Source organism: Arenibacter sp. ARW7G5Y1 (assembly GCF_003201775.1).
GTDB lineage: Bacteria > Bacteroidota > Bacteroidia > Flavobacteriales > Flavobacteriaceae > Arenibacter.
Map to the genome: position 1 here is coordinate 58,823 of NZ_QJJZ01000007.1, position 22,468 is coordinate 81,290.

General features: G+C 37.6%; 23 protein-coding genes. 6 read left to right on the top strand and 17 right to left on the bottom strand.

The annotated features are described in order from the left end of the window. Positions 1–8: 8 nt before the first annotated feature. Positions 9–479 carry a hypothetical protein gene (locus C7972_RS11665; RefSeq protein WP_110356363.1) on the bottom strand — a complete coding sequence of 157 codons (471 nt, stop codon included), beginning with the start codon at positions 477–479 and terminating at the stop codon, positions 9–11. Positions 480–673: 194 nt separating this feature from the next. On the opposite strand from C7972_RS11665, the gene C7972_RS11670 reads away from it, so the two are divergent. Both C7972_RS11670 and C7972_RS11675 read left to right on the top strand, forming a co-directional pair. Beyond that, entirely contained in the window at positions 674–2,245 is a 1,572-nt protein-coding gene (locus C7972_RS11670; RefSeq protein WP_110356364.1) for a hypothetical protein, read from the top strand. A 342-nt stretch (positions 2,246–2,587) separates the two neighbouring features. Then, positions 2,588–3,079: a Dps family protein gene (locus tag C7972_RS11675; RefSeq protein WP_110356365.1), complete on the top strand. Its 492-nt coding sequence runs from the start codon at positions 2,588–2,590 to the stop codon at positions 3,077–3,079. Between the two features lie 225 nt (positions 3,080–3,304). On the opposite strand, the gene C7972_RS11680 is transcribed toward C7972_RS11675, so the two are convergent. From C7972_RS11680 to C7972_RS11720, 10 genes are all read right to left on the bottom strand, one after another. Continuing rightward, positions 3,305–4,336 (bottom strand): AraC family transcriptional regulator, encoded by a 1,032-nt coding sequence (locus C7972_RS11680; protein WP_110356366.1) that lies wholly within the window; start codon positions 4,334–4,336, stop codon positions 3,305–3,307. Between the two features lie 25 nt (positions 4,337–4,361). Continuing rightward, entirely contained in the window at positions 4,362–4,523 is a 162-nt protein-coding gene (locus C7972_RS24420) for a lmo0937 family membrane protein (protein WP_110356367.1), read from the bottom strand. A gap of 41 nt (positions 4,524–4,564) precedes the next feature. Continuing rightward, complete coding sequence (locus tag C7972_RS23800) at positions 4,565–4,705, bottom strand: hypothetical protein (RefSeq protein ID WP_181422865.1); 141 nt, start codon at positions 4,703–4,705, stop codon at positions 4,565–4,567. Between the two features lie 613 nt (positions 4,706–5,318). After that, positions 5,319–7,898: an ATP-binding protein gene (locus tag C7972_RS11690; RefSeq protein ID WP_110356368.1), complete on the bottom strand. Its 2,580-nt coding sequence runs from the start codon at positions 7,896–7,898 to the stop codon at positions 5,319–5,321. Between the two features lie 12 nt (positions 7,899–7,910). Further along, positions 7,911–8,357 carry a response regulator gene (locus C7972_RS11695; RefSeq protein ID WP_110356369.1) on the bottom strand — a complete coding sequence of 149 codons (447 nt, stop codon included), beginning with the start codon at positions 8,355–8,357 and terminating at the stop codon, positions 7,911–7,913. A 12-nt stretch (positions 8,358–8,369) separates the two neighbouring features. Further along, positions 8,370–8,933 carry an AraC family transcriptional regulator gene (locus tag C7972_RS11700; protein ID WP_110356370.1) on the bottom strand — a complete coding sequence of 188 codons (564 nt, stop codon included), beginning with the start codon at positions 8,931–8,933 and terminating at the stop codon, positions 8,370–8,372. 216 nt (positions 8,934–9,149) lie between these two features. After that, positions 9,150–9,470: a hypothetical protein gene (locus C7972_RS11705; RefSeq protein WP_110356509.1), complete on the bottom strand. Its 321-nt coding sequence runs from the start codon at positions 9,468–9,470 to the stop codon at positions 9,150–9,152. A 205-nt stretch (positions 9,471–9,675) separates the two neighbouring features. After that, positions 9,676–9,867, bottom strand: a complete 192-nt coding sequence (locus C7972_RS11710; RefSeq protein ID WP_110356371.1) for a hypothetical protein — start codon at positions 9,865–9,867, stop codon at positions 9,676–9,678. Between the two features lie 70 nt (positions 9,868–9,937). Beyond that, the gene (locus tag C7972_RS11715) at positions 9,938–10,099 is read right to left on the bottom strand and encodes a DUF1328 family protein (protein WP_031443085.1); all 162 of its coding nucleotides are present in this window, start codon (positions 10,097–10,099) and stop codon (positions 9,938–9,940) included. 140 nt (positions 10,100–10,239) lie between these two features. Further along, entirely contained in the window at positions 10,240–11,124 is an 885-nt protein-coding gene (locus C7972_RS11720) for a mechanosensitive ion channel family protein (protein ID WP_110356510.1), read from the bottom strand. Positions 11,125–11,646: 522 nt separating this feature from the next. On the opposite strand from C7972_RS11720, the gene C7972_RS11725 reads away from it, so the two are divergent. Further along, on the top strand, positions 11,647–13,008 hold the full coding sequence (locus C7972_RS11725; RefSeq protein ID WP_110356372.1) for an NAD-dependent succinate-semialdehyde dehydrogenase: 1,362 nt from the start codon (positions 11,647–11,649) through the stop codon (positions 13,006–13,008). 16 nt (positions 13,009–13,024) lie between these two features. On the opposite strand, the gene C7972_RS11730 is transcribed toward C7972_RS11725, so the two are convergent. The 4 genes from C7972_RS11730 to rho form a co-directional block, all read right to left on the bottom strand. After that, complete coding sequence (locus C7972_RS11730) at positions 13,025–13,642, bottom strand: nitroreductase family protein (protein WP_110356373.1); 618 nt, start codon at positions 13,640–13,642, stop codon at positions 13,025–13,027. Positions 13,643–14,280: 638 nt separating this feature from the next. After that, on the bottom strand, positions 14,281–14,970 hold the full coding sequence (locus tag C7972_RS11735) for a hypothetical protein (RefSeq protein ID WP_110356374.1): 690 nt from the start codon (positions 14,968–14,970) through the stop codon (positions 14,281–14,283). A 31-nt stretch (positions 14,971–15,001) separates the two neighbouring features. Continuing rightward, positions 15,002–15,694, bottom strand: coding sequence for a hypothetical protein (locus C7972_RS11740; protein ID WP_110356375.1), 693 nt, complete (start codon positions 15,692–15,694; stop codon positions 15,002–15,004). 237 nt (positions 15,695–15,931) lie between these two features. Next, positions 15,932–17,629: a transcription termination factor Rho gene (gene rho, locus C7972_RS11745; protein WP_110356376.1), complete on the bottom strand. Its 1,698-nt coding sequence runs from the start codon at positions 17,627–17,629 to the stop codon at positions 15,932–15,934. Positions 17,630–17,827: 198 nt separating this feature from the next. Here rho and C7972_RS11750 point away from each other — a divergent pair, with 198 nt between their 5' ends. Continuing rightward, positions 17,828–18,238: a DUF4293 domain-containing protein gene (locus tag C7972_RS11750; protein WP_110356377.1), complete on the top strand. Its 411-nt coding sequence runs from the start codon at positions 17,828–17,830 to the stop codon at positions 18,236–18,238. 173 nt (positions 18,239–18,411) lie between these two features. On the opposite strand, the gene C7972_RS11755 is transcribed toward C7972_RS11750, so the two are convergent. Continuing rightward, complete coding sequence (locus tag C7972_RS11755) at positions 18,412–18,909, bottom strand: metallophosphoesterase (protein WP_110356378.1); 498 nt, start codon at positions 18,907–18,909, stop codon at positions 18,412–18,414. A gap of 222 nt (positions 18,910–19,131) precedes the next feature. Here C7972_RS11755 and truA point away from each other — a divergent pair, with 222 nt between their 5' ends. After that, positions 19,132–19,884: a tRNA pseudouridine(38-40) synthase TruA gene (gene truA, locus C7972_RS11765; protein ID WP_110356380.1), complete on the top strand. Its 753-nt coding sequence runs from the start codon at positions 19,132–19,134 to the stop codon at positions 19,882–19,884. Continuing rightward, positions 19,877–21,643, top strand: a complete 1,767-nt coding sequence (locus tag C7972_RS11770) for an ABC transporter ATP-binding protein (protein ID WP_110356381.1) — start codon at positions 19,877–19,879, stop codon at positions 21,641–21,643. The genes truA and C7972_RS11770 overlap by 8 nt, the downstream gene beginning before the upstream one ends. 22 nt (positions 21,644–21,665) lie before the next feature. Here C7972_RS11770 and C7972_RS11775 read toward each other — a convergent pair whose 3' ends face one another. Beyond that, positions 21,666–22,451, bottom strand: coding sequence for a diadenylate cyclase (locus C7972_RS11775; protein WP_110356382.1), 786 nt, complete (start codon positions 22,449–22,451; stop codon positions 21,666–21,668). Positions 22,452–22,468: the final 17 nt, after the last annotated feature.

Sequence of the window (22,468 nt, forward strand, 5' to 3'; positions counted from 1 at the left end):
CAATTGTTTTAGAACTGGTACCTGATACCCAAAGCGATATCCAAATCCAGATCATCGGAATAACTATCGTTAAAACCCAACTCTGGGCGTATGTCCAAGGACAGCAAAAGAGGAAAATCAAAATTACATTCTATACCTATATCTCCGGCAATAAGGGCAAAGGCACCGTCTCCACCAGGGGAATCGAAGGAGCCAATTCCCGCACCTGCACCAACATACCAGTTAAACAAACCTTCAATAGGCATTACCCACTGATAGAGTCCGACCAATTTAAAGGCGTCAACATTGTTGGAATCGCGCCAACCTAGGTCAAATTCGAGCCTGTTGTTATTGGATATAGCTCTTTGATAGGACACTTCCCCTCCAAATCCGTCATTGTCCCCGAGCCTTAGACCTAGGGCGTTCTTGGCAACTGATTGGGCATTGGCCGCTGCTATGGTCATAGATATAACTGTTAATATACTCAGTATTTTTTTCATGATTTTGAAATTTATTTTTTACAAGATTAAATATGTTGAGGATTTCCCATTGTCCCCATCAAAACAAATTATAACTCCATTGATATTGAAAGGGACCGACTTTGGAAAAAGTCAATATTTAATTTTGTTGGGTCATTAATTAAAACTGTAAGACCGAACTTTGGGAATAATAGTTTTTAACTCTCCAACTGATTATGGCCGACCGCAAACCAAAAAACAAAATAGTTTGGATCATCGCTATTGCAATGGCCCTTATGCTACTTTTATTTGCCGTCCTGCAATTTAGCGCCAAGAGATATGTGGAGAATCTCCTGAATAAAAAAATACCAGACCACATTCATTTGGTATATGATAAAATAGAAGTAAACCTACTTACAGGTTCCTTGCTAATAACCGATGTTACCTTGGATATAAGTAATAGGAACGCTGGTAATGAACATACGGAAATGCATTTGGAAAGCATAAGCATGGAAGGCTTTGGCTATTACAATTATATTTTGGGAAACACTATTGGGGCCGATAAAATAAAGTTGCTTAACCCCAAGGTGCGTTATTATAACGATAATACGACCAACAAAATTACTTCAGATAAGCCTTTGGAGACTGGAACAGAGAAGGTTTTTGTTTTGGACCATTTGGAAATTGAGGACGGTGAAATCGTGAATATTCAAAATGAGACAAACACCATAAAATTTACAGTGGAAAACTTCAATTTGTCTCTGGAAAATCTACAACTGGACAAGGAAACGGTAACTCATAAAATCCCATTTTCCTATGGAGATTACAAATTGAATACAGGAAAGGTGTATGCTGACCTTGGACCCTATGAAGCGCTTAGCCTAAGTGGTACCAACATCGATAAGAGGGTGTTGCAATTGAGCAATTTATCTTTGAAGTCCAAGTATAACAAGAGAACTCTCTCCAAAAAATTGGATAAAGAACATGATTACATCGATTTGGAAATCCCTAAGGTCCGGCTGGTGAATATGGATTTCGGATTTAGGGCCGAACGTTTTTTCCTGAATACCAAATCGGTCGTCTTCCAAAACCCAAAAATGCAAATCTATCGCGATAAGCTTGTACAGGATGATTACGAACAAAAAAAACTGTACAGCCAAATGTTACGCGAGTTGCCGATAGATTTAAATATTTCCGAGGTTAGGATCAAGGATGGATATATAGCCTATTCGGAATTGGTGAAAACAGGAACGGTTCCGGGAGAGATTGTATTTTCCGATCTTAAGGCTTCAATGAGTAATGTTTCCAATATTTATGAAAATGAAGAAAAGACCGAGATTATGGCCAAGGCAAAACTGATGGGCGAAGCTCCGATAGAACTAACATGGAATTTTGATTCCAAAGAGGGAAACGATCCATTTTTTGTGTCTGGCGTGGTTACCAATTTTAAGTCTAAAAGTATTAATCAATTTCTGAGATCCAATCTTCGTGCGGAGGCCGAGGGCGATGTAGAAGAGCTGTATTTTACGCTTAGTGGCGATGCGGTTAGTGCCAGTGGGGATATGAAAATGAACTATGAGGATTTTCGTTTTACGGTCCTTAAAAAGGATAGGATGGGAGTGAACAAATTATTGACTTTCGTAGGGAATATATTTACCAATGATGGTTCCAAATCAGATAAAATGGGCTATAGATATGGGGAAATATATGCAGAGAGGGATAAAACCAAATCTTTCTTTAATTATTTGTGGCTCAATGTAATGGACGGGATGGTAAATACACTTACCGGTGATGGGGAAAAAGATTAATTTTTAACATAAATAACCATGGCTAAAAATTGGATGGGAGTTCCAGAAATAGGGGCTACTTTTTTGGATCATACACACGCTCTCCTTCTCTTTCTCTCTTCGGACTGCAATCCTATCTTGAAACAGGCATTAAAAGCACTGTAGAATGCCTCGCTATTCCTTTTCAAGTAAGGACTCTAAAGCTACCTTATGGCAATGGATTTTTGTTCTTTGTACCATGTTAATCGGATTCCTATAAACCTTGCCCAAATAGAGCAAATGAAATAATCGTTAGCATCAAGGTTTCTGGTGAAAGCCCCTTAACTTGTATTTATTAACAAAAAATAAAAACAGTTAAGTATTATGGAAACAACACAAGCAACTATCGGAATAAAAAAAGACAATAGAAAAGCCGTAGTGGCAATGCTGGGCAAACTTTTGGCAGATGAGTATTTGCTATATACCAAATTGCGGAATGCACATTGGAATGTAGAGGGAATAGACTTTCATACCAAACACGTTTTTTTTGAGGAAGAATACAATAAGATAGAGAAAATTGTAGACGAGGTTGCCGAGAGAATCCGCATGTTGGGGTTTTATTCTCCCGGGACTTTGAACGAATTTTTAAAACTATCACATTTGAAGGATGAAAGCCCAAAAAAGAACGATAGTTCCAGTTTTATGGAAGTTTTATTGGAAGATCATGAGACAATTATCAAGTTCATTAGAAAAAGTATCAGTGAAAATGCGGAGGAGCACAATGACGAGGGTACCGCCGATTTTATAACCGGAATCATGCAATTACATGAGCAAATGTCCTGGATGTTAAGGGCTTCCCTCAAGACCTTTAAATAGGCGATTGGACTTTTTAAATTATTGAAAAACGGCGGGAATTTATCCTGCCGTTTTTTTGTAAAATATGGGAGTTTAAGCGCAGTCTCGAACATTCAGTAATTAATATTCCGTAGCCAGTGATGATGGGAATTGGAGAGTCAAATGGGATGTGTGGGTTGGGACCTATTTGATAAAACAAAAAAACCAGTCTAAAGACTGGTTGTGTAAATAAACTTATTAAATATATCAGGCTGTAACAGCTAACGAATTTTGATGGTCCTGATAATGTTTAGGACTACAACTGTATTTTTCTTTGAATATTTTGGAGAAGTAGCTTCTGCTAGTTAGGCCAACACTATATACTATTTCTGAAATGTTGAGGTCGGAAGTTTTAATAAGGTGTTCTGCGGTCTCCACCCTTACATTCCTAATGTAATCAGTTACCGTTCTATCGAATAGCAGTTTAAAACCTTCCTGTAGTTTTGCTGGTGAAAGACCGGATTTGTTGCTAAGATATTTCAGGCTATATTGAATTTCCGGATAGTTCTTAATAAAATTGGACAGCTCTTTTATATCATCCATTTCATCTTTGGTCAAGGAACCGAAATTATTTTTTGCTTTCTTTTTATCTTCCTTGTGTTGTTGGATTTCCATGGCCAAAATAACGTGCACAATACCTTTTATCAATAGGTTTCGGACCAGTCCTTTTTGGGTGATGGCCCCTAACTGCTGCATTTTTTCGGCTATTTTAAGATTATAGGAACCAGTGTAGGCAAAAATGTTCTGTCCTGATTTGGGCATAAATGTTCTAAGTAACTGATTTCTCAGTAGGTCGGTATCATCATCATCTTGGGCAACTTCATGGGTGTCTACCATTATATTGGAAAGCTTAACCACTTCATTTTTCCTAAAGAACAAGGTCGTGGCCTTGCTAGGGTCACTGGAAAAGATTCCTGTTTGGAATTGGTTCAGAAGTCTTTTTTCTCCTTTGATACCGAAACTATGACTAATTTTTCCCTTGGCACAGTACATAAAGTGAATAGGGTTGGTAATTGGCATATTATTGATGAGAAGCATATCTTCCTTAAAGACAATGTCATATTCCATAAAGGAAATATTGTTCTTAAAGGAAACTCCGCTTATGACACCGCTGACCAAATTATTGTCAAGTTCTAAATTGTACTCCTGTGGGCGAATTTTTAACGTTCCCCCCAAGTCTTGTTGTAACTGATTAAATATGTTGGCTATGTTGTTCGTTTTAAGATATACAATTTTCATGTTTCCGTATTTTAGAATTATTACTTTATTTGTCTCTTATTACCCTAGCAATAAATAGTACCACAGCAAGTAGGAGGAGCAGGTGTATTAAAAAGCCTACGTTTACTATAAAAAAGCCAATGGCCCATAGAAAGAGCAATAGTATTGCTGCGATTATCAATATTTTGGACATTTTCTTTTTTATCATAATTAAGCCACTTGGTCTTACCGATTAAATGGATATCTATCTCAGTTTGATTCTGATTTGCCATTGGTCATACCCATGATGAAATTATCCGGGAGGTCATAATTTTTGTTGTCCATGGAATCCAAAGTCCAGCTTTTTCCGATTTTTGAATTGAGTTGATATGGTTCTGATGTCTTTTTCATGTTGGTTGTGTTTATAGTTCTTATTGTTTGAAACAAAGTTCGTTACAGAGGGCTCCTTTTGTGTTATACAATTTTTATATTCTGTTATATAATTCCATTAAATCGACCTTATTTCCTTAAAAAAATGCAAAAATTTGGTAGGTTCAATCAATGACCATTAAGAACCATCGTTGTTTGTGTAGCGGAATTTCGCTTAAATATCAGGGAGCACAGGTAAGGATATTTCTTGAAGAACAGGCTAGTAATATGTTGGGCCCAAGCTTGGGGCGAGACAGAACTCGATACTGTTTTTAGGCTATAGGTAAGAGGTGGGTATACAACTACCAAAGAGCGTACTTAATGCTATTGGTTTTATTAGTGAAACTCAATTTTGAGAAGTCAGTAAGACGCACTTAATATTGCAGGTTGAACTAATCCCGCCTTTTTCGGCGGGATCTAGGTTCAATACCTCGCCCCTAGGGTCAATTCCTATTATTGGGTTCAGGGCCTGCCTTTGTCGGCAGACAGGCCTACCTATGTCGGCAGACAGGCCTGCCCTGAGTTTTAATGCCTTTTATTGTTGATGTGAAATGGGGGGAGAAGTATCCTTTGGATTCTATACCGTATTGGGATTTTAAACCGGTAAGTAGATGTTGAAGGTAGCACCTTTGTTTATAAGCCCATAGGCCGCAATATGCCCTTTGTGTTTTTCCACAATCTTCTTGCAAATAGCCAATCCTATTCCTGTGCCCGAATATTCGTTTTTTTGATGAAGGCGTTGGAAGAGTTCAAATATTTTATGGGCATTGGCCTGCTCAAAGCCAATACCATTATCCTTCACGGAAATGCAGTAATACTCCTTGGCTTTCTTGTGAAAGTCATCAGGAATGGAATTGCGTTCCATTTTCTCGCATTCGATTTCTATTTTCGGAGTATCGAGAATACTGTGATATTTGATGGAATTTGAAATCAGGTTGTTGAAAAGCTGTTCTATCTGAAAAGGGATACCTCTCACTTCGGGCAGATCGCCAAGAATAAATTCTACCCCGGACTCCCTAATTGGGGCCTCCAGATCTTCCTGAACTTTATCCAACACTAGATTCAGGTCTACTTGTACAAAGTCCTTTTTTTTCTTGCTTAGCCTGGAATAGGATAATAGGTATTTTATAAGGGTCTGCATACGGTTGGCGGAAGATTTTACTTTGTCTATGTATTGCAGTTGTTGTTCTGTAAAACTGGAGGAATCGGAATCCGTAATCCTTGATATGAACATCTGTATTTTTCTTAAAGGCTCCTGAAGGTCATGGCTGGCAACACGGTTAAAGGATTCCAATTCACTATTGGTGCGTTTTAGTTCCAGGTTCTTGTCCTTTAGCTTTTGTTCATTTTTAAGTTCTTTGGTAATATCCTTTACCACTCCAATAAACTCGGTCTTTAAAAAATGGCCCGTATTGTGAAGGTATTTTACCTTCCCACCTTTGGTTATAATACGATATGTATAATTGCCGATTATTTTTTTCTCCCAGGCCAAGTTTAATTTTTCGTCGTAAAGCTTGAGGTCTTTTGGGTGCACAAAGTGTCTATAGTTATCAGGTGTCGGCTCAAATTCATTGGGTTCGCAATCCAATAACCTGAAAAAGTTATCGGACATGGTGGCTTCCTTGGTTTCTATATTCCATCGGTAGCTACCTATTTTGGCCACCGCTTCTGCATCATTCAGAATAGAATTTTGTACTGTTAATTGTTCATTAAGCTCCAATAATCGTTGTTTGGCATTAATTATTTGAGTACTGTCATAAGAAGTTAGTGTAATACCATCGTTTAGCTTATTGATGGTAGTATGGACCCACACGCGTTTATCTTTTAAGGGATATTCGGTTTCATGTATTTCAATGCTGCCGTTGTTGGCACATTTTACCATGAGGTCGTATAGTCCGGTTTCATGTACAAAAGGATAAATTTTGGAGATGGACTTTCCAATCACTTCATCCACCTGTTTTCCTGTAAGGTTCTCACTTTCGGTGTTGGTGAATAAATATTTGAAATCTATAATATGGCCATTTGAATCCCTTTCGGTAATTAGATGGCTAACGGTGTTACTGGTGCTTTCCAGGATATTGTTCAAGAAGGATTTGGTTTCGATCAAGTTATGGTTCTGCTTTTCCAGTTGTTCGTTCAAAACCTTTAGATTTTGAGTAAACTTTCTTTCCGCAGTAGTATCCACAGAAGTTGTTAAAACCCCATTTTCCATTTTAACGGCCGTGGTCTTGAACCAAAACTTATTGTCATTAAATTCAAAATATTTTTCAAATTTACGGGTAGTTCCTTCTGTAATAACTTTGGACAATTCGTCAAAAATGCCGTTCTCAAAATTAATGGGAATTAATTCGGACATTTTACATTGCTCTATTTGGTGGGATTTTTGTCCGAGGACCGATTCAATTTTTTCGTTGGAAAATACAATGGTAAAATCTTTTACCTGTCCCGTAGTATTATATATAGGCAAAAAATAACTAATAATATTGTCTGTGCTGCTCAAAATATTTTGAAGAAATTTCTCCGCAGTAACTGTTTTTTTTCGCTGTCTGTTAATTTGTAGAAATGAAATAATAAAGATAAATAAGGCAAACATACCCAGGAGCAAGGTCATTAATGGCGTAAATGAAATTTGGGACCTATATTCCTCCTTACGTTGGGCAAGTTGTATCTGCTTTTCTTGGTACAATTGATTTCTGAGCAGATTCAATTGGGTAATGTATTTTGAAACCTTAGTGATTTTTTCTCTATCACTGGCAGAATAATTTGTTTTTTGAAATGGAATATCTGCTATAATTTTTAGGGAATTATAAAGGCTGTCCTGCCAGGATTGTACAGAAAATAGTATTTTCTGCTGTAGTTCATTGTCTTGGGTTAATCTTCTTAGTTTTTGAAAAGACTCCTGTACTTCCGGTTTGTAATTTTCAAAGGAAGAAATACCCAAGGTATCTTGGGACAGCAAGTTTTTAAGTTCCGTGGACTGCATTTGGGCATAGTAGGAAAATAGCTGATTTATTTCCATGTCCACCTCCAGGGAATGGGAAACCATATCTGCCGATTCCCCAAGTTGTACAATTTGTTTGTAACTGATGCTCCCGAGAAACATGAGAAGGGCAATGGCCAAAATAAGGGAGACGGCAAGAACTTTTGGAGAGGATGTTATTTTTCTTATTGGCATGCCGTAACTCCTTTAGATCCGTAATAAAAAATTATCCTTGTTCAAGGCCGAGGTATGGTATTGCCAGTTGAGCTGTAGAACCTTTTCAATAGCTTGTTTAAGAGCACCAAAACTAGTGGGCTTATTAATATAAATATTAGCCCCGTTCACAAAAGTTTCTTCAATATCGGCCTCTGATGAGGATGTTGAATAGATAGCTACCAATAGATCATGGAGTCTAGGGTGGTTTCTAATTTCATAGAGACACTGCATTCCGTTTTTAATGGGCATGTTTAAATCTAGAAAGACTATTTCAGGCAATATCACATTGGGTAGGATCAAATAATCCATTAACTCTTTCCCATTGTTGAAAAGCGATAATTTAGTCTTAATTTTTATTTCGTTCATAGCTTCCTTGAACAATGTTCTGTCATCATCGTCATCATCGGCCAAGGCTATGTTTAGCGTATGTAGAGGCATGTTTTGGTATGGTTATTTTTGGGTTAAGGCTCTTTCTTTCCGTTTCAGGATTATTTTCTGAAAGGCGGAAGGGGTAAGTCCCGTCGTCTTTTTAAATTGGGCCGATAAATGTGATACGCTACTATAGTTTAGCTTATACGCTATTTCAGTTAAGGTTAGGTTATTTTGTAGGATTAAACTTTTGGCGAAATCTATTTTTTTTAAAATCACAAAGTTCTCTATGGAAGAATAGGTAGCTTCAGAGAATACCGAGGATAAATAGGTATATGAATAATCCAGTTTTTCAGAAAGATAGGTGGAGAAATTATAAAGCTTAGGGTTCTCCACATCATTGATCCATTCTGTAACGGAATCTTTAATTCGCTGTACCAAGGCCATTTGTTGGTCATCCATAATTTCTATGCCGTAATTTCCCAAGAGCGAGGCCATTTCCTGTTCTTCCTTTGGTGTAGGCGGTCTACTAAATTCAATTTCACCAACACCATGAATGGTATATTTCATTCCCAAGGCGTCCAATTGTTCCTGAAGAACAGCTTTACAGACAAGGTTAAAATCAAATTTTAGATAAATTCTCATTAATTGCATATAATATGGGCCTGTAACATCGATTCCTCTTTATAGGGGAAAACGATAAAGGCGTTATACACAAAGATGATGAATTTTTAAATTGAATTAAACTGCTCAGGGAATTATTTAACAATTGAATTCCAAATTGATACCTAAGCCAAACTTTGCCCCTAACGATACCTTTAACCTTCCTAGCTGACGTAGCTTATTTAGGTAATATATATATTAGTTTGTCAGGTAATTTTTTTCTGGAATTTCCTTAAAAAATTCAGCTGTTTCAATATTGCTCGATGGACTATAATTGGCCAATACCGTGCCTTTACTGCCGTCGTTTGTTTCCAAAATATATAAAATGGACATGTCCGATGGATTGCTCATCCCTTCGAAGCGAAATTCCTCCAAAATAGTGACATTTTCCGGCGAATATCCAATTTTTGTCTTTAGATCTATAAGTTTCATTTTTTCTACCCGGTAGTTGCCCTTAAAGCCTTTTTTTTGATATTCGTCTATAATTTCTTTTTCGTTCTTTGCAAACTGATTCTTCATTTTCATATTTTTTAATTATTCTCAAATAGTTCTTTTCATTGAATCCTTGGTAAAAGGATCTATTTTATGCAACCAAAAATTATTGGCAAAACTTGTATTGAAAGATGTTGTACATGTTTTATTTCTGTGGAGCGAAAAAAACGGACAAGCTCCGTGATGGAAAATGTCCGTTCAAAATAAAATCTAACCAACCAAAGAGAATTTCTTAATTGTCGTCCGTGGCATCGTCTATTTCATCCTCAATTTCTTCCACACCTTCCTCAATATCATCGCCCACGTTTTCTATGCCATCCTCAATTTTTTCACCTGTGGTTTTTTCTTCCCTACAACTGCTAAAGGTGGCTAAAGAAACAGTAAATAGGAGTGTGAATAGAAAGTATATTATCGATTTTTTCATTTTTATAGTTTTAGGATTACGTACGTTACGTACTTGATTTGTTTTTAATGTATTTAAAAAAGTGTCTTACTTAGATCTTACTTCTTCCTGTAAATAAAGAAATTACAAAGAGAATCAAGAAAATAAAAAATAGGATTTTAGCAATACTGGCAGCTCCTGCTGCTATTCCCCCAAATCCGAAAATTGCGGCGATTATTGCCAATATTACAAATGTTACTGTCCATCGTAGCATGATATATGTGTTTTTTAGGTTAATACTATAAATTGTTCTTTTAACAATCTCTGACACAAATCTCGGGATAATCAATTGAGTTGTTTAACGTTATCACATTAATGGTTAACACAAAAGATTTAATTGTAAATTGTTTTTAATCAATCATTTATGGGATTGTTGGATTTGAAGTAGTCTGGGAAATCCAACGTTCGAATAGGAAATGGAATATTGATGTTGTTATCGTCAAATGCTTTCTTAAGGGCTATCATGGCGATAGTTTTGGCTTTTAGTACCTCTAGGGAGGAGGTGGATTGAATCCAAAATCGAGTTTCAAAGTTGATGGAACTATCTCCAAATTCGGTATAAAGAAAAATTACTTCCCTGGTATCTTCCACACTGTCAAAATTGGAGATAATAGTCTTGCATACCAAATTGCGTACAAATTCCAAATTGGAGGAATAGGCAACACCGCATTTAAGGATTACACGTGACTGGGCTGTGGTAGAGAAATTTCTTATTGGGTTCTCCAAAACCAATTTATTGGGAATATAAACTAGATTATTGTCCGATTGCTTGATGGTTACGGCCCTAAGGTCAATATCGATCACCTCACCTTCATAATTGTTGCTTTCTATCCAATCCCCAAATTTTATATGTTTAATATAGGAAAGTACAATACCGGAATAAGTGTTGGCCAAAGCGCCTTGTAAAGCCAGACCTACAGCAAGACCTGCTACCCCTGCACCGGCTAAAATTGTATTTAGCGTTTTGCTAAGGTCCAGGATTCCTAGCACTAAAAATAATCCAGTTAGAATGATTAAAACTGAAATTAATTTGGCAATTACGTTCTTCATGGATTTTTGCAAACTACTTTTTTCCAAGAGTTTCCATGTGAGTTTTGCAAAATATTTCGATAGTAGGATTACAATGGTGAAAACGAACAGTGCTAAAATAATGTTGGGCAAATTCACTATTAAACTGTCTGCCCAGGATGCCAGTCTCTTGATCATTTTCTCCCAGGCTTCGTCTATCTTTAGATCCATGTCCTCATTTTTAGTTGTAGTTTCAAAGGTTTTGGGGATTAACTCAATTACCTTTAAATATACGGATATAATTGCAGCGGTTTCAATAAAAATGGTTCCGATACTTAAGCGTATCGGAACCATTAACAACCAACCTAACCATCTTTACTGAATTACTGTTTTTATTCGTAGTAATTCAATGAAAAATATGTTTATCCCTAAATGTCCCCAGAAATTTAGGATTCAAAAGATCACCAAATTTTGGCAATGCTTTTTTTTTTCTTGATTTCAAAGTTACCAGGTACACTTAAAAAAGTTGTGCTGTATTCTAAATTTTATTGACTCTTATGACAGTACATTATTAGCAGCTATTGTTCTCATGGTTGTTTTATTATTTTCCTTTATTAGCGTTTGGGATACTATTTGTCCGTAAAGGAACAGTAAGAAAATGAGTATTGACTATCTTTAAATATCGATTTATTGGGAGCAACATAAAGCACCAATACTATTTTAATTTTATTATTAACTATATATAAAAAGGATATGGAATATGTGGAATCAGTGAACCCTTATGATGGCACGCGATTGGAAAAATATAAAATGTTTTCAGATGATGATATCAATAACGTTTTGGATAAGACCGAACGGGTCTTTCCGAACTGGAAAAATGAAAGTCTGGAGCATAAATCGGGGCTATTAAAAAAACTGGCCAAGGAATTGTTGAAAAATAAAAAATCCTATGCCGAGTTAATGTCGAAAGAGATGGGAAAACCTATAAGCCAAGGTATTGCCGAAATTGAAAAGTGTGCATGGGCCTGCGAATTCTACGCCAAGAATGCGGTTAGGTTTCTAGCGGATGATCTTATAGAAACCGAGGCTGACGAAAGCTTTATTAGCTACGACCCCATAGGTTGTGTATTGGCCGTAATGCCATGGAATTTCCCATTTTGGCAGGTCATTCGTTTCGCAGCACCAACACTCACTGCTGGTAATACTGTAATATTAAAACATGCCAGCAATGTCCCTGGCTGTAGTTTGGCTCTACAGGAACTGTTTCTATCGGTAGGCTATCCACAGGGCTGTTTTCAGTCTATTTTGGCGGACCATAAACAGCTTGAAACTATTATTGGAAACACTATTGTTCAGGGGGTTACCCTTACGGGTAGTGAGAAGGCAGGTAGGGCAATTGCGGCTCAGGCAGGAAGGCATCTAAAAAAATGCGTTATGGAACTTGGGGGCAATAATGCTTGTATAATATGGGAAGATGCGGATTTGGAAAAATATATGGATACCATGGTGATGGCTCGAATGCAGAATACCGGACAAAGTTGTATTGCGGCAAAAAGATTCATAGTGGTCGAGGCAATATATGAGGAGTTTCTAATGAAATTTTCCAACAGAATCCAAACCCTTAAATCAGGGGATCCATTGAACAAACAAACAGTTATTGGGGTAATGGCCAGAGAGGACTTGGCCAAAAGCTTGGAAGGACAAGTGAATGACTCCTTGGACCAAGGAGCAGAGGTCCTTATTGGGAATAAACGGGTGGGTGCCTATTATGAACCCACGGTAATTACCGGTGTAGTTCCTGGTATGCCAGCATTTGACGAGGAGTTATTTGGCCCGGTGGCAGCTGTGATTAAGGCAAAAGATAGGCAGGAAGCCGTTGCCCTGGCTTCAAAATCTACTTTTGGTCTGGGGTCCATGTTATTTACCCAGGATATAAAATCTGCCCGGAAAATAATTGGCGATATCCCCGATGGCGCGTTTTTTATCAATGAAATGGTAAAGTCCGATCCCAGGTTGCCATTTGGAGGGACAAGGGCATCGGGATTTGGTAGGGAGCTTTCCATGGAAGGTATATTGGAGTTTGTGAACAAAAAGACGGTATATATAAGGAAATAGTATTGGATAAGGCGTGTTATTTAGTTTGGTCTGTCTCCCAACAATTTTTAAATGCGAATTGGTTTTGAGGCATTCGTTGCCTTTCTTTAATTTCTATGTCCTGAAGATTTGGGGGCAGTTTTTCCAATTCCCCACCATAGTATCCTAGGGCAATGGCCGTAGCAATATGAAATTCTTCGGGGATACTGAAGGTGTGCTGGACTTTTTTATAATCCAGACCGGCCATATGGTGCATAGCTATTCCCATATACTGTGCCTGTACCGTCATAGCCCCAAGGCCCAGGCCCAGGTCGTGAAGGGCGTGGAAATTTTCTTTTCCATTATTGGTTTCCTTCTTATATGCCGTAAGTATTAAAAGGGGAGCGTTTTTGGCCCAGGTCTTATTGGAATTTGTTAGGTTGTCCAATATTTGTGCGTAGGCGTTAGAACCCTTTTCCGCATATAGGAATCGCCATGGCTGTTGGTTTTGGGAACTTGCAGCCCAGCGTACAGCTTCAAAGAGTTGGTGTACATGTTGTTCAGAGATTTTTTTGTCCTTAAAAACCCGAGGGCTATATCGCTGTTTTAAAAGTGCAAATATTTCATAATCGCAATCGGCTATATTTTCCAATTGTATTTGTTCCATAGCTGTCATGTTTCTTTTTTTAGCAAAGTTTATTAGTGAAACTCAATTTTGAGAAGTCAGTAAGACGCCCTTAAAATTGCAAGTTGAACGAATCCCGCCTTTTTCGGCAGACAGGCCCTGAGGTTTAATACCTTTTATTATCGATTTTTTTCTCATGTAACAAATTGGTGCTGTTATAGTAACTTTTTCATTAGGACCAGTATGTAAAAGGTCCGCTCTAGGGTTTAATACTATTGGTTGTCCATTTTATAGAATTGACTATGTCATGTCTTGGCCCAATCCAATAGCTGCCTCTTGGGTTGTCTATGGTAAATGTGTCTTATTTACGCTATAATATTTTAGGAAGCATTTACCGGTGATACAGGGTAATCTGTACTTCAGATCCGTTCTTCTTAGGCAGCGTCCCCAAGGAATTACCAATTGGGGAGTTTAAACGGTGAAGGCTTTAAATGTTATAACAAGTTTAATAACTTATGGAAGTACATGTTGACTCAAATCCTATAATAATTGATTCTTATCCCAATGTTTGATGGGGGTCAAATGTATTCAATTGGCAAGGATACAAGGTCTATAAATTGTGTGTCCGGGATAATGTGGCGGGTTGTTTCCCTTCCTAGAAGCAGGATAGAGTTCTTTCTAGGGCCGGGTTAAATCCAAAATTTACGTTTCATTCTTAGAAATCCGATAATAAAACTAACATACATCAATACGATCAGTGTTAGGTGGATTCTTCTGGTATGAACAAACTCGTTCAATTGATTGGTGTAATTATAAAATCTTGAAGCCTTGATGGGGGCATAGCCCAAATAAAAAATTAATAGTCCAATGCTTATCCATTTAATGCCTGTATATCTATAGTCCAATTTTTTTGACGCATTCCGGTGCTCCAAGAAAAAGAGGATGATACAAATAACAAGGGCAAAAGCTCCAGCCAAATAACTGTATACCTGTGCTTCCAATTTAAAGTTTTGAAGAAAGGGATTTATAAGCGAAGCGAGCATATAGAACATCGCGGCAATTAAAATGTAAATTTTATATTTTTTATTCTCTATATAGCTCCAATAGACATAGAAAAAATAGTTAAAAAAAACTAGGTTGTAAATATTGTATATAAAAACATTGTGCTTCACAAAAGTAGAAAAAATGGAAATATGGAATACCTCATAGTTCTTAGTTAAATAGCCCAATAATTCGGTTAAGAAGGTGTACATTAAAAGTATGGGAAAATACTTTAAGGGAGTACTGTAATATTTGGGATATTTTATTAAGGCTATCAATAAGGTTACAACATAGAGAGGTTGATTGGCATTCTCCAATATAGTATCCAATATTTCCATTTTTGCTTAGATAAGGGGTTAATGGGGCTTGTTAATCCTCATGGTATGGAGGGGGAACCATATTGGCCTCGTTTAGCACCAGACTTTTATTTTTGGCATAGAAGGGTGCAGGGGATGTTGTAGGTAAAAAGGAGGCCTCGGATTTACTTTCCCCAGACTGCATATTGTCCGTTCCACCGTCCTTTTTTGGTTCCAAATTATCAGTAAGTAAAACTGGGACATTTTTACCATCGTCCTCTTCCCTAATATAGAACCCGTATTCCCTATCATTTTTGTCCTTAACTGCTGGAATGATAAAAAATGAATTTTGTTTTGGATGTTTTATTGCCCTACCATCCTCAAAGGTCTTTTTATCCGGGTAATTGGAAAAATAAAAGCGTAGGGAGGAAATTTCCACATTGGCCTTTTTTGCTTCTTGTTCAATGTAGTTCATATATTCCTTTATGGTATGGTAGTCATAATAGCCAAAACGTGCCACATCAAATTTTTTCTCAGGTGCAAGTTCATTTTCAAACCCTTCAATTAGGCGTACCCTGCGTTCGCCATAGGCATCGTACATGGTTTTTGCTTGGGAAACGCTTACAATCTGTTTAGGGGCGGAAACTTCCGTGGGGACAGGTTCGCTCACTGGTTTTTGTTCCTTTTTCTGTTCACAGGAAGTGAAACCAAAAGTAATGAGGGCTCCAACGCATAATATTGCGTAAGTTTTTTTTAGGTTTTTCATAATTTAGATTTTTACAATTAGTTGTTAATTAAAGTAATCATTTAGTGGTAAGTGTTGGGGGAAAACACTTGTTAAATTATTTGTTAAAGTACAGATTATTGTACATCTAAAAAAATTGCGTAAAAAATAAATGTATTTTTTTATTAGGTATAGGTTACAAAAAAATCCCATTTGGCCATAATGCCAAATGGGATTTTAAGACTGTCCCTAATTTTTAGGGAGTATACGCTCGGTGGATTATTGATTCATGGTCAACAAAAACTCTTCGTTGTTCTTGGTTTGCCTAAATCGTTGTTCAATAAATTCCATTGCTTCAACCGGATTCATGTCCGCTAAATACTTTCTCATGATCCACATTCTTTGAATTGTGTTTTCATCCAGTAAAAGGTCGTCCCGTCTTGTACTTGAAGAAGTAAGGTCGATGGCCGGGAATATTCTACGGTTGGAAATTTTTCTATCCAATTGTAATTCCATGTTACCTGTACCTTTGAACTCTTCAAAGATTACTTCATCCATTTTGGAACCGGTTTCGGTAAGTGCGGTTGCAATAATAGTTAAGGAACCTCCGCCTTCAATATTACGTGCAGCTCCAAAAAATCGTTTTGGTTTATGCAGCGCATTGGCATCTACACCACCACTCAAGACCTTTCCCGAGGCAGGCTGTACCGTGTTATAGGCCCGGGCAAGACGGGTAATGGAATCCAGTAGGATAACCACATCATGGCCACATTCTACCAAGCGTTTGGCTTTTTCCAATACAATGTTGGCAACCCTAACATGTTCTGTTGCTTCCTTGTCAAAAGTAGAGGCAACTACCTCACCTCGAACATTACGTTGCATGTCCGTAACTTCCTCAGGACGTTCATCTATCAAAAGAATAATTTGATAAACTTCAGGATGATTGGCGGCAATACCATTGGCGATATCCTTCAGAAGCATGGTCTTACCAGTTTTGGGCTGGGACACGATCATTCCTCTTTGGCCTTTTCCAATAGGACTGAACAAATCTATTATTCTTGTAGAAATGGTACTTTGTCTTTCTGCAAGATTGAATTTTTCCTGTGGGAATAATGGGGTCAAATGTTCAAAAGAAACCCTATCCCTAACAATTTGGGGATCTATCCCGTTTATCTTGTTCACTTTGATAAGTGGGAAATACTTTTCGCCTTCTTTTGGCGGACGTACATTACCAAGTACGGTATCTCCGGTTTTTAATCCAAATAATCTTATTTGGGACTGGGATACATAAATATCATCTGGAGAGGAAAGGTAGTTGTAATCCGAAGACCTTAAAAACCCGTAGCCATCCTGCATAATATCCAGGACACCTTCACTTTCTATAATACTGTCGAACTCAAATTCAGGTTCTTTGTATTTGTTTTTTAGGTCCTTATCAAAATTGCTATTGTTTTTGTCAATATTACCTTTTTGATGGTGTGGATTTTTTTTATGCTGAGGTTTGTTGGCTTGCGGGGGATTTTGCTGGATCGAATTTTGCTGGGGTGCACTCTTTTGAAATTCCTTTTTTGCCGGAACAGGATTATTGTGTTGGCGAGGTTTTCTTTCGCGTTTAGTATCCTCTTTTTTATCTTCGACCACTTTGGTGGTTTCTTCAGGGGTACTCGATTTTTCTGTTGGTGCAACAGATTTTATCTCTGGTTTTACGGGTTCGGCAGTTTTGGTCTCGGCCTCTTTGGGCTTCGACTTGATTATCCTGGACCGTTTAGGCTTTGCAGTACTGCTTTCTTCTTTTGTTACTTCTTTTGTTACATCGGTTCTTTCTTGAACAATTTTTGGATTTGATGCTTGTACATCCAAAATTTGGTAAACCAAATCAAGTTTTTTTAAAGTTTTAAATTTGGCAACATTTAGGCCCTTGGCTATTTCCTGAAGCTCGGGAAGCTTTTTTGATTTTAAATCTGAAATCTCAAACATTAAGTTTTGAATAAATTATACTTATTACGAAAATTTTGAAGTGTATGTAGTTTTTGTTTTTGGATAATAAAGGGAATGAAATCCCCTGTTGGTAAGTAATCTGACTTATAACGTAGCAATATTACAAATTATTTTCAATATTAGGGTGATAATTTTTAAAAAGACGCTTATTTTTGTGTCTCAATTGTTTTACAAAGCATGATTCAAAGAATTCAGACCATTTATTTAATCGTAGTTATACTTTTAGGGGCGGTTGTACCGTTCTTTGTAAATCTGTGGTCGGATGCTAAAGGAAATGAGATATTTGCGGAAAATGAAGTGTTTGTTTCCATTGCTTTTTATGCTGTTGCAGTCCTTGGGCTGCTGGCAATAGTTTTATTTAAGAATAGACAAAATCAATTTGTGGTAAACAGGTTGAATATGATATTAAATCTTTTTTTACTAGGATTTTTCGTTTACCGATCACTAAACTTATCCGGAGAAACCTTGGTTTCAGAGAAGGGTATTGGGATGCTGATTCCTGTATTTTCTATCGTTTTTTTAGTCCTGGCCAACAGGGCAATAAAAAAGGATGAAGATCTTGTAAAATCTGTTGATCGATTGCGTTAAGCCTAACATCTTAGTAGTATTAGTGCGTGAACCCGGGGTAGTGCCCGGGTTTTTTTTGTGAAACTCAGTTTGAAAAAGTTACTTGTAACGAATTTAAAATTGCTGGTTGAACTAATCCCACTTTTTAGCGGGATATTGTGGTTTGTACTTTAGTATCTTATAGACCATGGTAATCATCCCCTTTTTCCAAGCTCAATAATCTCTAAATCCTTAATATTCTCTTTGTCTATTTTAAACCGTAGCATGGTCCTGATTTGGTGAAAGCCGTGTATACCGCATGCCCCTGGGTTCATATGCAGTAGGTTTAACTTTTTGTCCCACATTACTTTTAGGATATGGGAGTGTCCTGAAATAAAGAGTTTTGGGGGATTTTTTTTGATCTCCTCCCTTATTCGCACATTGTATTTGTTGGGGTATCCACCTATGTGGGTCATCCAGACATCTACCTCCTCACAGGTAAATCTGTTGTCCAATGGATATTCCATCTGAATTTTGTTGTCATCTATATTGCCGTAAACACCCTTTACAGGTCTTAGTTCCTGTAAGGTATCCATAACCTCCAAATTTCCAATATCCCCGGCATGCCATATTTCATCCGCGACCTTGGCGTATTTAAGGATCTTTTCATCCATATGGCCATGGGTATCGGAAAGGAGGAGTATTTTTTTCATGTGTATATTTCTTTTAATTTATGGCCTGGAAGGCACATTGCAAATGGAAAACCTGTTTTTGCCTATGGGTCTTGCATTGGAATTTTGGAGCTGTAAACATAAAGGAATTGTGCCAATGGATGTGGTATTATATTATCAGAATATTATATTAAAACATTTCAGCTATCTGTTTTTCTCCGTTGGAACAAGTATCTTTGCCTACCACAAAACTAAAACATTCATTTGAGATATTTCGTCCAATTTTCTTATCAGGGAAGGTCGTATCACGGTTGGCAAAAACAGCCCAATGCAATAAGCGTACAGGAGGTTTTGGAAAATGCCTTTTCCTTATTGCTACGGGAAACGGTGTCCTTGACGGGTGCAGGGAGAACGGACGCTGGAGTCCATGCCAAGGAGATGTATGCCCATTTTGATTCCAATATACTTTTTGAGGCAACAGAATTAATACATCGTTTAAACGCCTATCTTCCAGAAGATATTGCCATTGCTTCCATAGTTGAGGTTCCGGTGGAGGCACATGCCCGTTTTGATGCTTCTGAGCGTACATACGAATATTGGATTGTTCAAAAAAAGAATCCCTTCTTGCTAGAAGGGGCCTATTATGTGAAATATCCGTTAAATATAGAGCAGATGAACAAAGCTGCAGCTATTTTAGTGCAACATAAGGATTTTGAGTGTTTTTCAAAGTCCAACACCGATGTAAAAACTTATCTCTGTGATGTTAGGAAGGCCCAGTGGACAAAAGATGGGGAGAAGTTGGTTTTTACCATCAGCGCCGATAGATTTTTGCGGAATATGGTCCGCGCCATCGTTGGAACCTTAGTAGATGTTGGTTTGGGCAAATCTTCCCCAACGGACATGAATTATATACTGGCCAGTAAGGATAGGGGGAAGGCTGGGGTATCGGTACCTGCAAAAGGATTATATTTGACAGCAATAAAATATCCAAAAAATATTATTGATCACAATGGATAAGGATACGGGGAAAGCATTTGATTATAGATTGTTTAAGCGCCTGCTTAGGCACGTTAGACCATATTTGATTACATTTTACGGAGTTGCTATCGCTGCAATTTTACTGTCGGGTTTTGCCGTACTAACTCCTATTTTGGTAGGGGAGATAGTTGATAACGCCATTACCAATAAGGATGGTCAAAAATTATTGACCTTGACCCTGGCTATGGTAGGGGTTCTGCTGGGGGAAGTTTTAAGTCAGCTATATTTTAATTATTACGCCAATTGGTTGGGAGAATCTGTAATAAAGGATATTAGAATAAAACTTTTTAACCATCTTATGGGCTTTAAGATGAAGTATTTTGATAATTCTTCCATTGGTTTATTGGTTACCCGTGCGGTGACGGACATGCAGAGGATTGGTGAAATTTTTAGCGAAGGTTTTTTCGTCATCGTATCAGATTTGCTTAAAATGTTGGTGGTGGCAATAGTGATGCTAGTGGTCAATTGGAAATTGTCGTTAATTGTATTTGCCGTATTGCCCATAATCCTATATGCTACAAGACTGTTTCAAAAGGCTATGAAGGTCGCTTTTATTGAGGTAAGGGCACAGGTTTCCAATCTTAATTCATTTGTTCAGGAACGTATCACAGGAATGAAAATAGTGCAGTTGTTCACAAGGGAAGAAATTGAGAAGGAGAAGTTCAGGGAAATCAATGAAAAACACCAAAATGCCTGGTTAAAAACAGTATGGTACAACTCCATTTTTTTTCCAGTTGCTGAAATTGTATCCTCAATTACTGTTGGATTGATTGTTTGGTACGGAGGTCTGCAGAATGTTACCAATATTAGTAAGGAGGAATATGGAACTATTTTTATGTTCATATTGTTGTCCAGTATGTTGTTTAGACCACTGAGGCAAATTGCGGATAAGTTCAATACCCTACAAATGGGAATGGTAGCGGCCAATAGGGTTTTTAAAATATTGGATACGGACAGTAATATACAAGATGTAGGGACCATAGATAGGGATGGGGTAAAGGGTGATATTGAATTTAGTAACGTACGTTTCGGCTATTTGGAAAATGAGGAAGTGCTTCACGGAATTTCCTTTAAGGTAAAGGCCGGAGAGACTATTGCCATTGTAGGGGCCACCGGAGCGGGAAAATCCACCATTATTAATTTGCTCAATCGTTTCTACGAAATTAATTCAGGGGCTATTTTTATTGATGGTATCAATATCAAGGACTACAAATTAAGTTCTTTAAGGTCAAAAATTGCCGTGGTATTGCAGGATGTATTTCTCTTTGCCGATACCATTGCCAATAATATTTCTCTAAAGAATGATACCATCACTATAGAGAATATGGAATTGGCGGCCAAGCAGATAGGGGTCCATGAGTTTATTTCCAGTCTTCCGGGAGGGTATTCCTACAATATTAAGGAGAGGGGAACCATGCTTTCCAGTGGTCAGCGACAGCTAATTGCTTTTTTGAGGGCTTATGTGAGTAATCCGAGTATTCTGGTGCTGGATGAGGCTACTTCATCGGTGGATACGTATTCCGAACAATTGATACAACAGGCAACCGAGAAGATTACCGAGGGGCGTACTTCCATTATAATAGCCCATCGGTTGGCAACTATTAAGAAGGCCGATAAAATATTGGTAATGCAGGATGGATTAATAGTGGAGACAGGAACACATAAGGAGCTATTAAAGCAAAAAGGGTATTATCAAAACTTATATGAATCCCAATTTTTGGCTGAAGAGGTAGCTTAGGTATTCCAATTTCAATTTGCTGTTAAAGTAGATCGGATTTGATTAGACTGGCCAATTCATCCAAATCCTTAAACAGTACAAATTCCCCATTTTTAATATAGGAGATTAGTCCGGTTTCCTCACTAACAATTATTGCCAGGGAATCGGTTTTTTCGGTAATGCCAACGGCCGCCCTATGTCTTAGCCCAAAACGCAAGGGTATGGTACGTTCATTGGAGACAGGTAGAATTACTCGGGTAGCCACAATAAAATTATCCTCAATAACCGCCGCACCGTCATGTAAGGGGCTGTTCTTATAAAATATACTCTCCAGAATGGGCTGGGTTACTTCTATATACATTTTATCTCCGGTAGATTTCACGAAATCCAAGGAATTATTTCTGGCAATAACGATAAGAGCTCCCGTTTTTGTGCTAGCCATTCTCTCACAAGCCCCAATTATAGCATCTACATTGGTACCGATGGTAAGTCCGTCTTCTTTTAAGAATTTAAAGTGTTTTAGAAAATTGCGTTTTGAAGCAAAATTAGTGGAGCCTACCATTAAGAGGAATTTCCTGATTTCTTGCTGGAAAACAATGATCAGGGCAATTAAGCCCACTTGCATAAACCCGCCTACCATGCTACTGATCATTTTCATTTCAAGAACTTCCGTCAATTTCCAAAATGCCCACACAATCACAATACCAATAAAGATATTAATGGCTACGGTGCCCCTAACCAATTGGTAAACATAATACATAAGTATAGCCACCAAAAAGATGTCTATAATATCGGTAACGCTAAAATCTAAGAAGTTTAAAAAATCCAATCCTGTGGTTTTTGTAA